8 protein-coding genes and 3 pseudogenes are annotated in these 12,564 nt (G+C 61.5%); 5 read left to right on the top strand and 6 right to left on the bottom strand.

Annotated features, from left to right (window positions below; translation table 11 throughout):
- Positions 1–136 precede the first annotated feature (136 nt).
- The 3 pseudogenes from BFC21_RS22465 to BFC21_RS22455 form a co-directional block, all read left to right on the top strand.
- Positions 137–403: pseudogene (locus BFC21_RS22465) on the top strand (flavodoxin); the annotation flags it as partial.
- 159 nt (positions 404–562) lie between these two features.
- Positions 563–829, top strand: a pseudogene (locus tag BFC21_RS22460) (flavodoxin); the annotation flags it as partial.
- Between the two features lie 159 nt (positions 830–988).
- A pseudogene (locus BFC21_RS22455) lies at positions 989–1,255 on the top strand (flavodoxin); the annotation flags it as partial.
- 144 nt (positions 1,256–1,399) lie between these two features.
- Here BFC21_RS22455 and BFC21_RS22450 read toward each other — a convergent pair.
- Genes BFC21_RS22450 through ptsP form a run of 3 tightly spaced genes read right to left on the bottom strand, consistent with a single transcriptional unit; the run spans position 1,400 to position 6,950 of the window.
- Positions 1,400–3,136 (bottom strand): PTS fructose-like transporter subunit IIB, encoded by a 1,737-nt coding sequence (locus tag BFC21_RS22450; protein ID WP_120266495.1) that lies wholly within the window; start codon positions 3,134–3,136, stop codon positions 1,400–1,402.
- 11 nt (positions 3,137–3,147) lie between these two features.
- A complete protein-coding gene (pfkB, locus tag BFC21_RS22445) occupies positions 3,148–4,089 on the bottom strand; it encodes a 1-phosphofructokinase (protein ID WP_088378966.1) in 942 nt (313 codons plus the stop codon).
- Positions 4,089–6,950, bottom strand: coding sequence for a phosphoenolpyruvate--protein phosphotransferase (gene ptsP, locus BFC21_RS22440; RefSeq protein ID WP_088378965.1), 2,862 nt, complete (start codon positions 6,948–6,950; stop codon positions 4,089–4,091). The genes pfkB and ptsP overlap by 1 nt, the downstream gene beginning before the upstream one ends.
- Before the next feature lie 339 nt (positions 6,951–7,289).
- On the opposite strand from ptsP, the gene cra reads away from it, so the two are divergent.
- Both cra and BFC21_RS22430 read left to right on the top strand, forming a co-directional pair.
- Positions 7,290–8,285 (top strand): catabolite repressor/activator, encoded by a 996-nt coding sequence (gene cra / locus BFC21_RS22435; RefSeq protein ID WP_088378964.1) that lies wholly within the window; start codon positions 7,290–7,292, stop codon positions 8,283–8,285.
- Between the two features lie 2 nt (positions 8,286–8,287).
- On the top strand, positions 8,288–9,070 hold the full coding sequence (locus BFC21_RS22430) for a TatD family hydrolase (protein WP_120266494.1): 783 nt from the start codon (positions 8,288–8,290) through the stop codon (positions 9,068–9,070).
- Positions 9,071–9,252: 182 nt separating this feature from the next.
- Here BFC21_RS22430 and ampE read toward each other — a convergent pair whose 3' ends face one another.
- The 3 genes from ampE to BFC21_RS22415 form a co-directional block, all read right to left on the bottom strand.
- Positions 9,253–10,089: a regulatory signaling modulator protein AmpE gene (ampE, locus tag BFC21_RS22425; protein WP_088378962.1), complete on the bottom strand. Its 837-nt coding sequence runs from the start codon at positions 10,087–10,089 to the stop codon at positions 9,253–9,255.
- Positions 10,086–10,649, bottom strand: coding sequence for a 1,6-anhydro-N-acetylmuramyl-L-alanine amidase AmpD (gene ampD, locus BFC21_RS22420; protein WP_016779453.1), 564 nt, complete (start codon positions 10,647–10,649; stop codon positions 10,086–10,088). Before ampD ends, ampE begins: the two co-directional genes overlap by 4 nt.
- Positions 10,650–10,732: 83 nt before the next feature.
- Positions 10,733–12,175: a DUF1631 family protein gene (locus tag BFC21_RS22415; RefSeq protein WP_371914922.1), complete on the bottom strand. Its 1,443-nt coding sequence runs from the start codon at positions 12,173–12,175 to the stop codon at positions 10,733–10,735.
- Positions 12,176–12,564: the final 389 nt, after the last annotated feature.

The following is a 12,564-nucleotide window of genomic DNA, read 5'->3' as shown; positions in this document are numbered from 1 at the left end:
TGGGAGCGGGCTTGCTCGCGATGGCATCGCCACGGTTTGCCTGACAGACAACGGTGCCTGCATCGCAGGCAAGCCAGCTCCCACTGGATTTGCGGTGACATTGAGAGAGCGGGCTTGCTCGCAATGGCATCGCCACGTGCAGGGCTGGTTGGCCAGTGGTGATCTGGCGCGGCTGGACCTGGCGTTTTCACGGGATCAGGCGCAGAAGGTGTATGTGCAGGACCGCTTGCACGAGTCTGCCGGGCAAGTACGCCAATGGCTGGCCCAAGGCGCGGCGATTTATATCTGTGGCAGTTTGCAGGGAATGGCGGCGGGTGTGGATCAGGCGCTGATCGACATGCTGGGGGCTGAAGCGGTGGAGCTGCTGATCGAGCAAGGGCGCTATCGGCGGGATGTGTATTAGTCGGACAAGCTGCTCAGCTCTTGTGGGAGCGGGCTTGCTCGCGATGGCATCGCCACGGTTTGCCTGACAGACCACGGTGCCTGCATCGCAGGCAAGCCAGCTCCCACTGGATTTGCGGTGACATTGAGAGAGCGGGCTTGCTCGCAATGGCATCGCCACGTGCAGGGCTGGCTGGCCAGGGGTGATCTGGCGCGGCTGGATCTGGCGTTTTCGCGGGATCAGGCGCAGAAGGTGTATGTGCAGGACCGCTTGCGCGAGTCTGCCGAGCAGGTACGCCAATGGCTGGCACAAGGCGCGGCTATTTATATCTGCGGCAGTTTGCAGGGAATGGCGGCGGGTGTGGATCAGGCGCTGATCGACATGCTGGGGGCTGAAGCGGTGGAGCTGCTGATCGAGCAAGGGCGCTATCGGCGGGATGTGTATTAGTCGGACAAGCTGCTCAGCTCTTGTGGGAGCGGGCTTGCTCGCGATGGCATCGCCACGGTTTGCCTGACAGACCACGGTGCCTGCATCGCAGGCAAGCCAGCTCCCACTGGATTTGCGGTGACATTGAGAGAGCGGGCTTGCTCGCAATGGCATCGCCACGTGCAGGGCTGGCTGGCCAGGGGTGATCTGGCGCGGCTGGATCTGGCGTTTTCGCGGGATCAGGCGCAGAAGGTGTATGTGCAGGACCGCTTGCGCGAGTCTGCCGAGCAGGTACGCCAATGGCTGGACCAGGGCGCGGCGATTTATATCTGCGGCAGTTTGCAGGGGATGGCGGCGGGTGTGGATCAGGCGCTGATCGACATGCTGGGGGCTGAAGCGGTGGAGCTGCTGATCGAGCAAGGGCGCTATCGGCGGGATGTGTATTAGTCGGACAAGCTGCTCAGCTCTTGTGGGAGCGGGCTTGCTCGCGATGGCATCGCCACGGTTTGCCTGACAGACAACGGTGCCTGCATCGCAGGCAAGCCAGCTCCCACTGGATTTGCGGTGACATTGTGGGAGCGGGGATTGTTTTTATGCTTTGGCCGTCTCCAGCGCCATTTCAACCGGCTCCGGCCGCTTGATCACTGCGTACACCACCGCCGTCAGCAAGCTACCTGCCACAATCGCCAACAAGTACAGCAGCGCATGGTTGATCGCGTTCGGGATCAGCATGACAAACAGGCCACCGTGCGGTGCCATCAGCTTGCAGCCGAAGTACATCGACAATGCCCCCGTCAACGCGCCACCGACGATGCTCGCCGGGATCACCCGCAGCGGGTCCTTGGCAGCAAACGGGATTGCACCTTCAGAAATAAAGCACAGCCCCAGCACCAGCGCAGCCTTGCCCGCCTCGCGCTCAGTCTGGGCGAACTTGCGGCGCGCCAGGAACGTGGCAATGCCCAAGCCAATCGGCGGCACCATGCCAGCAGCCATTGTGGCCGCCATCGGTGCATAACTTTGCGAGGCCAGCAGCCCTACCGAAAACGCATAGGCCGCCTTGTTGATCGGCCCGCCCAGGTCGACGCACATCATGCCGCCCAGCAATACACCGAGCAGGATGGCGTTGGTGGTACCCATGCTGTCGAGGAAATGGGTCAGGCCTTCCAGCATTCCGGCAACCGGCTTGCCCACCACATAAATCATCACCAGACCGGTAAACAGGCTGGCGAACAACGGGATGATCAAAATCGGTTTCAACGCTTCAAGACTTTGCGGCAACCGCGCATAACGGTTGATCGCCTTGGCGCAGTAACCGGCGATAAAACCGGCAATGATCCCGCCGATAAAACCGGCCCCCAAGGTGCTGGCCAACAGCCCGCCAATCATCCCCGGCGCCAGGCCCGGGCGGTCGGCAATCGAGTAGGCGATGTAACCCGCCAACAACGGCACCATCAATTTGAACGCGGCATCGCCACCGATCTGCATCAACGCCGCCGCCAGCGTGCCAGGCTCTTTATAGGCCTCGATGCCAAACACGAACGACAGCGCGATCAGCAATCCGCCCGCCACCACCATCGGCAGCATAAAGGACACGCCCGTCAGCAAGTGTTTGTAGACCCCGGCCTTCTCTTGCTTGGCTGGTGCCCCGCCCGCAGCCGCGGCGCTCTCCTGCTGGCCTTCGCTCAACGCCTTGTTCAGCGTGGCTTCGGCCTGTTTCAGGGCGATACCGGTGCCGCAACGATAGATTTTCTTGCCGGCAAAACGCTCGGTTGGCACCTCGATATCTGCCGCCAGCAACACCACATCGGCATCGCGGATGGCTTCAGCGCTCAACGGGTTGCGCGCGCCTACCGAACCCTGGGTCTCGACCTGCAAGTCATAGCCCAAACGCTTGGCCGCTTGCTGCAAGGCTTCCGCCGCCATAAAGGTGTGCGCCACGCCCGTAGGGCAGGCGGTGACGGCAACGATTTTCGGGGCTTTCTGTGCGTTTTTATCCGCAGCCGATGGCGCCGCAGCCACGTAGACCTCGGCCTCCTGCACACCACGCTGCAACACCGCTTCTACATCTTGCAGGGCCTGGGCCGGGGTGCTCTGGAACACCCGCTTGCCGATAAAACGCTGCATATCCAGCGGTGTGCTGCTGACCACCAACACCCACTCGGCTTCGTCGATGGTCGCCGCCGACAACTGGCGTTCAGGGTGCTTGGGGTCGTGGACTTCAACGCTGGTGCTCCAGCCCTGGCGCTGCGCCGCAGCGTCAAGCAGGCGGGCACACAGCACGCTGGTTACCATGCCGTTGGGGCAGCCCGTCACAATGGCTAATTTCATGTGGATTCCTTTTATTCTTCTGTCAGGGGGCGAACGCGAACGCCGCTTTCGAGCGTCGCCAGGTGCGCCGCATCGCTGATACCAAAACCGATCTGGGTAACGGCCATTGCCGCAATGGCCGTGGCGGTGCGCAGGGTCTGCTCGGGGCTGTGGCCGCTGAGCAAACCGTGGACCATGCCCGCCAGCAGCGAATCGCCTGCGCCCACCGTGCTGGCGACGCTGACTGTGGGCGGCAACGCCTGCAAGGCCGGTGCGCGGCTGAACCAGTTCACGCCTTCTGCACCGTGGGAAATGACTACATGCTCGACGCCCTGCGCCTGCAAGCGAGATGCCGCAGCAATCTGCGCTGCAAGGCTGCTGATATCGCTGCCCAGGGCATCGCTGAGTTCTTCACTGTTGGGCTTGATCAGCCAGGGGCCCGCCGCCAGCCCTTGCTTCAAGGCCTCGCCGCTGGTGTCCAGGATCACTTTCAACCCCATGCCCTTAAGGCGCAGCAGCAGGTCATGCAACCACTGCGGGCTGACGCCCCGGGGCAAACTGCCAGCCACCACGACCGCGTCATGCCCGGGGGCAATGCGTTCAAGGGTGTCGAGCAACGTTTGCTGCGCCTGTGCGCCAACTTGCGGCCCCGGCCCGTTAAGGTCGGTGACGCGGCCGTCGTCTTCGGCCAGCTTGATATTGCTGCGGGTTTCGCCCGGTACGCGGATAAAGGCATCGACAAAACCGCGACGCTTGAACAGGGCATCGAACGCTTGCGCATTGTCTTCGCCCAAAAAACCGCTCACGGTCATGGTGTGGCCCAGGTCGGCCAGCACTTGCGCGACATTCAAGCCCTTGCCGGCGGCATGGGTCAGCATCAGCGGGCTGCGGTTGACTTCACCCGGCTGCAGCTGAGCAAGGCGCACGGTCAAGTCCAGTGCCGGGTTAAGGGTAACTGTCAGAATACGGGCCATCAGAGCGCCTCCACCAAGGCACGGACTTCATCCGGGCTGCCGACGCTCAATGCCTCGGCGGCCAGGGTTTTCAGACGGTCCATGCTCGACTCGCGAACCCGCGCCTTGACCTCGGGGATGCTGCGCGCCGAAACGCTCAGCTCGTCCACCCCAAGACCGACAAGTACTGGCACGGCCAGCGGGTCGGCCGCCAGTTCGCCGCAAACGCCCACCCATTTGCCGTGGGCATGGGCGGCACGCACGGTGATGTCGATCAGTTGCAACACCGCCGGGTGCAGACCGTCTGCCTGGGCCGACAGGGTCGGGTGACCACGGTCGATGGCCAGGGTGTACTGCGTCAGGTCGTTGGTGCCGACGCTGAAAAAGTCCACCTCCCTGGCCAGCACCGGCGCCAGCAAGGCGGCGGACGGGACTTCGATCATGATCCCCAGTTGCAGGTCAGCGACCGGGATTTCCAGACGCAGACGCTCGGTCATGTCGCGGGCGGCACGCCACTCTGCCACGCTGCCCACCATCGGGAACATGATGCGCAGCGGGCGGTTGTCCGCCGAGCGCAGCAAGGCGCGCAACTGGCTTTCCATCACTTGCGGGCGTTGCAGGGTCAGGCGAATACCCCGCACACCCAAAAACGGGTTTTCTTCTTTCTCGATCGGCCAGTACGGCAGCGGCTTGTCGCCACCCACGTCCAGCGTGCGCACGACCAGCGGTCGACCGGCCAGACCATCGAGCACACGGCGGTATTCAGCTTCTTGCGTCGCCTCGTCCGGCACTTGCGAATGGGCCATGAAAATCAGTTCGGTGCGCAGCAGGCCAATGCCTTCGGCGCCCTGCTCCACCGCCGTGGCGACGCCTTTGCTTTCGCCGATATTGGCAAACACTTCCACCGCATGCCCGTCCTGGGTCACGGCCAGTTCGTGGCGCCGCGCAGAGGCTGCCAGCAGACGCTGCTCACGACTGTCGCGCTCTTGCGTGGCGCGCTGCAAGGCGTCTGCGTCAGGGGATACATGCAGGCGACCGCGCTGGCCATCAATCAACAGCTCAGTACCCGGCGCCAGCAACAGCACCGCTTCCCCAGCGCCCACCAGGGCCGGAATGCCGAGGGCACGGGCAACAATCGCGCTGTGCGCCGTCGCACCGCCGCGGGCGGTCAAAATACCCGCCACCCGCGCCGGATCAAGGCGCGCAACATCCGAAGGCCCGACCTCATCCATCACCAGCACATACGGCTGGTCGGGTTCTGCAGGGGTTTCGACACCACACAGCTGGGCCAGCACACGACGGCCGATATCCCGCAAGTCGGCTGCCCGCTCGGCGAGCAGGGCATCCTGCAAGGACTCCTGCTGACGCGCAGCGGCCTCGATCACCGACATCCACGCCGCTTCAGCGCTTTCGCCCTGCTTGAGGCGCGAATCCACTTCATCGGTCAGCTCCGGGTCGTCGAGCATTTCCTGGTGGGTAATGAAAATTTCGCGGATAGCCTTGGACTGGCTGCGCGTAATCAGGCCTTCAATATCCTTGCGCACTTCACTCAGGGCTTTTTGCAGACGCTCTCGCTCGACCACGCAGGACTCACCACGCAGCGGGTAATCGAACGTTTGCAACACCAGTATATGGGCCGGGCCAATGGCAATGCCGGGCGAGGCAGCAATGGCCTGCACCGTGCTGCCAGCCGCTGGTGCGGTAAGCACCGTGGCAATTTCGGCTACCCCGGGTACAGCTTCGGCCACCGTCGGCAACGGTTCGACTTCTTCACCCAAACCGGCCTCAACTGCAGCCAGCAGTGCGGGCAAGGCGTCGTTGGCGATCGTCGGCTCAGCGACAAACTCCAGCACCTGACCGCGACGGGCACCCAGGCTCAGCAGCTTGCTCAGGCTCTTGGCCGAAACGGCCGAGTCCTGACCATCGACGATCCTGACGCGAATTTCGCCTTCAAAACTTTTTGCCAGTTGCGCCAGCACCTTGGCCGGGCGCGCATGCAGGCCGTGGGCGTTGGCCAGAGGGATACGGGCACTTGGCCAGTCGGCTGGCAGCTCACCGCCCAGTACTTCCAGCACGGCACGGCGACTGGTGGCATTGCCCAGTTCATGGCCGCGACCGGCAATCAGCAGCGCACACAAGCGTTCCAGCAAGGCCTGATGGGCTTCACCGAGGCTGGCCAGGCAAAACAGGCCGCTCAACGGTTGGCCCAGATAGCGCATCGGTTTGTCGGGGGTCACAAACGCCAGCCCCGGACGCTTGACGGTTTGCTCGCTGTGCAGCCACCACAGGCCATCACCCAGCGGCAGTGCATCGACTTGTTGCAAGACGGCAGCAAAGCCATTGCTCACGCAATCGGCCTGGCGCAACAGACGGGCGCCGCGCCATACCAGTTCCTCAAAGTCGTCAGCAGAAACACCCAGGCCAATCATCTGAGCATCCAGCGCCAGCTCTTGCGGTGCGCCCTGCAACAGCTTGAGCAACGCCTCGGCAGAGCTGGCGCGGCGCAGGGCCTCGCCCAGATCGGTTTCGCCCAGGGCACGGGTCAGCAGTTGCAGCAAGCGCAAATGTTCGTCGGACTTGGCCGCAATACCAATCGCCAGGTACACGATCTGGCCATCGCCCCAATCCACCCCTTCAGGGAACTGCAGCAAACGCACGCCCGTGGTAAACACCAGCTCGCGGGTTTCAGGGGTGCCGTGGGGGATGGCGATGCCCTGGCCCAGAAAGGTCGAGCCCTGAGCCTCACGCGCTTGCAGGCCGCTCAGATAACCTTCGGCCACCAGGCCATCGGCAACCAGTTTATCGGCCAGCAATTGCAGCGCCGCAGATTTATCCACAGCCGTCTGGCCCATGGATATCTGCTCTATAGTGAGCTCGAGCATGCGTTCTCCTTTCCGGTACTCAATGGCAACCGGTATTGTTTTGAATTAAGTCAGCTTAGGTCGCCCGTCCCGGGCTGCGTCAGCAGATGTGTGGCAAACACATAGCTACCAGCACAGGCGCCTTTAAATACGGTGGCTGAAACGTTTAATCAAGAATACCCGGCACGTTACTGCATAATTGCCCGCGCTTGAAGTCCAACTTGTCGTATTGCCTGGCGGCAGCGGGCAGATGTCGCAAATAAATACAGCGCACCCAAGGCAGACGATGGTCGGCTGCCTTTATCGGTTAGGATTGGCCAGAATGTCGACATGTACTACAAAAAATAAGGAATATTCGGCGTGAAACTCAGTGATATCGCTCAATTGGCAGGTGTTTCCGTAACGACTGCCAGCTATGTCATCAATGGAAAAGCCGAACAGCAGCGCATCAGCAGCAGCACGGTCGAGCGCGTACGTGCGGTGGTCGAGGAGCACGGCTTCACGCCCAACCCGCAGGCAGCCGGGCTGCGCAGCCGACACACGCGCACCTTGGGGTTTATCCTGCCGGACCTGGAAAACCCCAGCTATGCGCGCCTGGCCAAGCAGCTTGAGCAAGGTGCCCGTGCCCGTGGCTATCAGTTGCTGATCGCCAGCTCCGACGATGCGCCGGACAGCGAGCGCCAATTGCTCAAGTTGTTTCGTGCCCGTCGCTGCGATGCCCTGTTCGTGGCCAGTTGCTTGCCCGCAGACGATGACAGCTACCGCCAGTTGCAAGACCTGGGCATGCCGATCATTGCCATTGACCGGACTCTGGAGCCGGAGCGCTTCTGCTCGGTGATCAGCGATGATTGCGAAGCCAGCCTGCAACTGACCCGCAGCCTGCTGCAGCCATTGCCGCGTCAGATTGTACTGATCGGTGCGCGCCCTGAACTGAGCGTCAGCCAGGCGCGTGAAGCCGGCTTCAAGCAAGCGGTCGAAGGTTTCAAGGGCGACGTGTTGATTGAACACGGCAGCGCGTTCAGCCGCGAATGCGGACGGCGCATCATTGATGATCTGCTGGCACGCCAGGGGCACTTCCCCGATGCGCTGATCACCACCTCCTATGTGCTGCTGCAAGGGATGTTCGATGCATTGCTGGAACACCCGACTCAGCGCCCGCCATCGCGCCTGGCCACCTTTGGCGACACACAGTTGCTGGATTTCCTGCCGCTGCCCGTCAATGCGATGGGCCAACAACACAAACTGATTGCCGAAACAGCCCTGAACCTGGCGCTGGCTGCGATTGAAGAGCAAAACTACGTGCCCGGTATCCATGCCATTGCGCGTAACTTCAAACAGCGTATCCATCAGGCCTGAGCATGCAACTGATCGACACCCATACCCACCTCGACTTCCCGGACTTTGATGCTGACCGCCCGCAGTTACTGGCAGGCAGTCGGGCGTTGGGGGTTGAGAAAATGGTGGTACTGGGGGTCTACCAGAGCAATTGGCAGCGCGTGTGGGACTTGGTCCAAACCGACAGTCAGCTGTATGCCGCGTTTGGCCTGCACCCGGTGTACCTCAACGAGCATCGCCCCGAGCATGTGGTTGAACTGGGGCAGTGGCTGAGCCGTCTGGCGGGGCACCCGCAAGTGTGTGCCGTGGGTGAGATCGGCCTGGACTACTTTCTGCCCGAGCTTGACCGCGAGGGCCAGCAACAACTGTTTGAAGCCCAATTACAGTTGGCTGCCGACTTTGCCCTGCCCGCCCTGCTGCATGTGCGCCGTAGCCATGCGCAAGTCATTGCCACCCTCAAGCGCCTCAAGCTGCAGCGCGGCGGGATCGTGCATGCGTTTGCCGGCAGTCGCGAAGAAGCCCGCGAGTATATAAAGCTGGGCTTCAAGCTGGGCCTGGGCGGCGCGGCTACCTGGCCACAGGCCTTGCGCCTGCGCAAGGTGATCGTCGACCTGCCGCTGGACGCCATCGTGCTGGAAACCGATTCGCCCGATATGGCCCCGGCCATGTACCCCAACCAGCGCAACAGTCCGCAGCACCTGCCCGATATTTGCCGGGCACTGGCCGAGGTGATGGGGATTAGCCCTGACGCCCTGGCAAGTGCAAGTACCACCAATGCCTGCGAGCTGTTTGGCTGGAAGCACTGACCTGGCTCCCTGTAGTCGCTGACGAGTAGTACGAGGCTGCGTCCGAGCGCGAAGCGGTCGCAACCCCTGAAACTCCGTTATGCCTGCACCACCGGGTTACATGGTTTTACGACTGCTGCGCAGCCGAACGCAGCCTCGTGCCTCGTCAGCGACTACAGAGTATCGACAGGGGTTGCGTGCTGTCAGAGCAACAACGCCCACACCGCAAAGCACGCATACCACAGCACCGCCGCACGCAGCAGCAAGGCCCACAGGGTGTCGAGGCTGCTCACGCCTTCAGGCCCAAGCTGCGGCACAGGGATTTCGGCGGCGGCACAACCGGCCTTGTCGATCAGTTGCGCAGCACTGATGTCCCAGCTCAGCAATTCATGCAGCATCACCCGACTGACCGCCGCAAAGTTGCCCACCAGGGCAAAGCTGGCCGCCAGCAGCCGCACCGGCAACCAGTCAAAGGCATGGCGCAATTGCCCGGCACGTTCGACCAGCGCCGGGTTCTGGCTGTGCTCCTGCGCCAGGGCCAGCAGGCGATAACTCAAGACCGCCACCGGGCCCAGCAGGAAGTACCAGAAAATCACTGCAAAGAAGCTTTGATAAGCCTGCCACAGCAGATGCCTCTGCACGTTCTCCAGCAACTGCTCACCGCTGTCTGCAGTTACCCGCAGGTCACGCTCGGCCACATGAGCGGCCGCCTGCAGATCCCCCCGGCGCCAGGCGTCGCGAAACGGCCCCAGCCCCCCCAGCAGATCGCCACGCCCCAGGCTGTAAATCACCACCAGCAGATGGATTGGCAGCGCCAGCAGGCCATAAGCCACCGGGTGCAACACCACCAGCAGCAAACCCAATACCGCTGCAGGCAACGCAATCAGGATAAACAGCACCCACCAGGGCTTGTTGCCCAAACCAGGGCTGGCTTCCAGCTTGTGCAGCTCGCGCAACCAGCCGCCATCACGCTGCAGGCGCTGACGCACGCCCGAGAATTTCTCGACCAGAATCGCCAGCAGTAACACCACAAAACTCATTGTTTATCTCCTGTGTGCTGCAACGCGCTGCGAAAGCGCTGCCAGTCAAAAGCCGGCCCCGGATCGGTCTTGCGCCCGGGGGCCACGTCGCTGTGGCCACAAACCCGGTGCCCGCTGATGGCGGGAAAAGCCGCCTGCAATTGTCGGCTCAAGGCCGTCAGCGCCTGATATTGCGCATCCGTATAGGGCAGATCATCGGTGCCCTCAAGCTCAATGCCCAGGGAAAAATCATTGCAGGTTTCCCGGCCCTCGAAACTCGAAACCCCCGCATGCCAGGCACGATCAAAACAGGAGACAAACTGGGTGACTGCGCCGTCACGTTCAATCAGAAAATGCGCACTAACCCTCAGGTCAATGATGCCTGCAAAGTAAGGATGTTCTGTGACGTCCAGTTGATTCTGGAAGAACTCCTGCACCTTGCCGGTGCCGAACTGCCCCGGCGGCAAACTGATGTTGTGGATCACCAACAGGGAGATTTCGTCGCTCGGACGCGCATTGAAGTTGGGTGACGGGCAATGGCGCACGCCATGAAACCAGCCGCTCGCGGGGTCCATCTGCATACAGGCTCCTTCGACAGGCAAAACCAAAGGCCCAGTATGCCGCGATGCGCGCGTCGATGGGGAGCAATCTGTGCCGGGCGTGATTACTCCGCGCCGGACTGCCGCAAACTGTCTATCACCGACTCCAGCGCCCGGTCGACCAACAGACGGTCATCCACCAGCAAAAGACTGCCGTTGCGCAGTTGCACGATTAAATCATTGCGGCTCTTTTCCAGTACCTTGGCCCCGATCCGGTTTACAAAGATATGCGTACCGTCCGGCTCCAGAATCGTAATCAACTTACAACGCAGCTGTGCGCAGCCCTCTTCCTGCAACTCGATCCAGCTGCCAATACGCAGCTGGCTGACCAACAGCAAACCCAGGTGGCCCTGTTCATCGAGAGCCGGCAATGGCCACGGCTGCACCGGGTCCGGTTGCAGCGCCAGACGGCGCCTGGCCTGCTCGGCATCTCGGGTGCGCTGCTCAAGCAACTCGGTGCGGCTGCGTTCGCCGCGGGTAAACATCGAAAAGTCATGCAACAAGGACTCAAGCAACGCCGGGTTATTGCCGGCATAGCGGGTCAACTGCAGCACCACATGCTCGACCTTACGGTAGAGCGGATCGTTGCGGCTATCGGTGCAGGCATCCCAACCGATCGCGGCATCGGCCATGACGTTTAACAGGCGTCGGGCCGGGTGGCTGTCACAGCTGAAAAAATTCTGATCGCATTGAGCGATCTGCAACATCGGTTCACACAGCAGCGCGAGCAATTTGCGCAACGGTTGCGACAGGTTGCTGTCATCGTGGATGTACTCAAAAATCAGCCCCACCAGCTTGCTCGCGTCTTCGCTGGCCTCGGGCAATGCTTGCGCATGGATGCCCACCTTGGCGGCGCAGCATGAGGCCCGGTCGGACAGGTCTGGCAGCACGCCCGTGGCGATCAACAGCTGGTTGGCATCGGCGTACAGCTGCCCGGTCTGGTCAAGCAGGTACTTTTCGAACAGCCGCATCATGATCAGCTTGACCTTGATGTCCATGCCCTGGTCGCGCTTGGCCTGCAAAAAATACTCACACAACCTCGCCGGGCCCAGCGGGTTGTTGTGCTCATCCAGCGGTACACAGCTGAGGGTATTGAGACGCGTGCTTAACTGGCACAAGGCCAACTGGCTGCGGGTCAGTACCCGCGTCACCATCGCATGAGTCACTTGCGTGCGCTCAAGATCATTGGCCATCAGCGAGAACACCGCTTGCGCTGGAGCAATGCCCGGCAGGGTAGGCTCACTCACATCGGGTTGGGTCAGCCGGATAAAGGCCTCGAACAGACGCTCAAGAAACCCGCGCTCAATGCTTTTGCGTTTTAGCCGCACATCGCGCATGGCCTCGAAAAACAGACTTTGCTCGGTGTCGTTCTGCGCCTTGTCAGCCATTTTGAAGAGCGTGGCGTCAGCGTTTTCAAACAGCACCTGCAGGTCGTTTCTGAGCTGCTGGGCAGCCTTGTCATGAACCTGCAGCAGGATCACAGGCAGGCGGGCAAGCGGCGAGTGCATCGCCAACTCCGTGGCGGTCCTGTGCCCAGGCCCCACTTTCCCGTCATTTTGCATCCTGGCCTCCCTGAAGGGTCTCTTCGCTTGCCAGTGAACGCGCGTGGTCAGAGCCATTTTTGACGCTCACAAACAGAAACCGGCAGGCGCTCGAGCACTGGCCGGTTTATCGAAATTTAGAGCAATGGCAACACGTCAAAGCTATGGCGCCAATTGCAAGGCGGATTATCTTGTAAAAGATGGCGCTTGTACCAGCGGACTCTTCATTTGAATGAATGCAGGGGCAAATTAATGCTCAAAGTGCCGAAAACAGCACATTGCAGGTATTTGCATGTGACTCTTCGCACACCTTGGGTTCACCCGTGGCATGCCCCTATAATCGGCGCACTTTGTTT

The sequence above is a fragment of the Pseudomonas sp. TMW 2.1634 genome (assembly GCF_001703595.1).
GTDB lineage: Bacteria > Pseudomonadota > Gammaproteobacteria > Pseudomonadales > Pseudomonadaceae > Aquipseudomonas > Aquipseudomonas fragi.
Note: the sequence above shows the minus strand (reverse complement) of the source record. Positions and strands in the feature narration are given on the sequence as shown.

Excerpts from the sequence above, each read along its gene's own strand:
- BFC21_RS22450 (WP_120266495.1), bottom strand. The coding sequence starts at position 3,136 with ATGAAATTAGCCATTGTGACGGGCTGCCCCAACGGCATGGTAACCAGC.
- pfkB (WP_088378966.1), bottom strand. The coding sequence starts at position 4,089 with ATGGCCCGTATTCTGACAGTTACCCTTAACCCGGCACTGGACTTGACC.
- ptsP (WP_088378965.1), bottom strand. The coding sequence starts at position 6,950 with ATGCTCGAGCTCACTATAGAGCAGATATCCATGGGCCAGACGGCTGTG.
- BFC21_RS22430 (WP_120266494.1), top strand. The coding sequence starts at position 8,288 with ATGCAACTGATCGACACCCATACCCACCTCGACTTCCCGGACTTTGAT.
- ampE (WP_088378962.1), bottom strand. The coding sequence starts at position 10,089 with ATGAGTTTTGTGGTGTTACTGCTGGCGATTCTGGTCGAGAAATTCTCG.
- ampD (WP_016779453.1), bottom strand. The coding sequence starts at position 10,649 with ATGCAGATGGACCCCGCGAGCGGCTGGTTTCATGGCGTGCGCCATTGC.
- BFC21_RS22415 (WP_371914922.1), bottom strand. The coding sequence starts at position 12,175 with ATGCACTCGCCGCTTGCCCGCCTGCCTGTGATCCTGCTGCAGGTTCAT.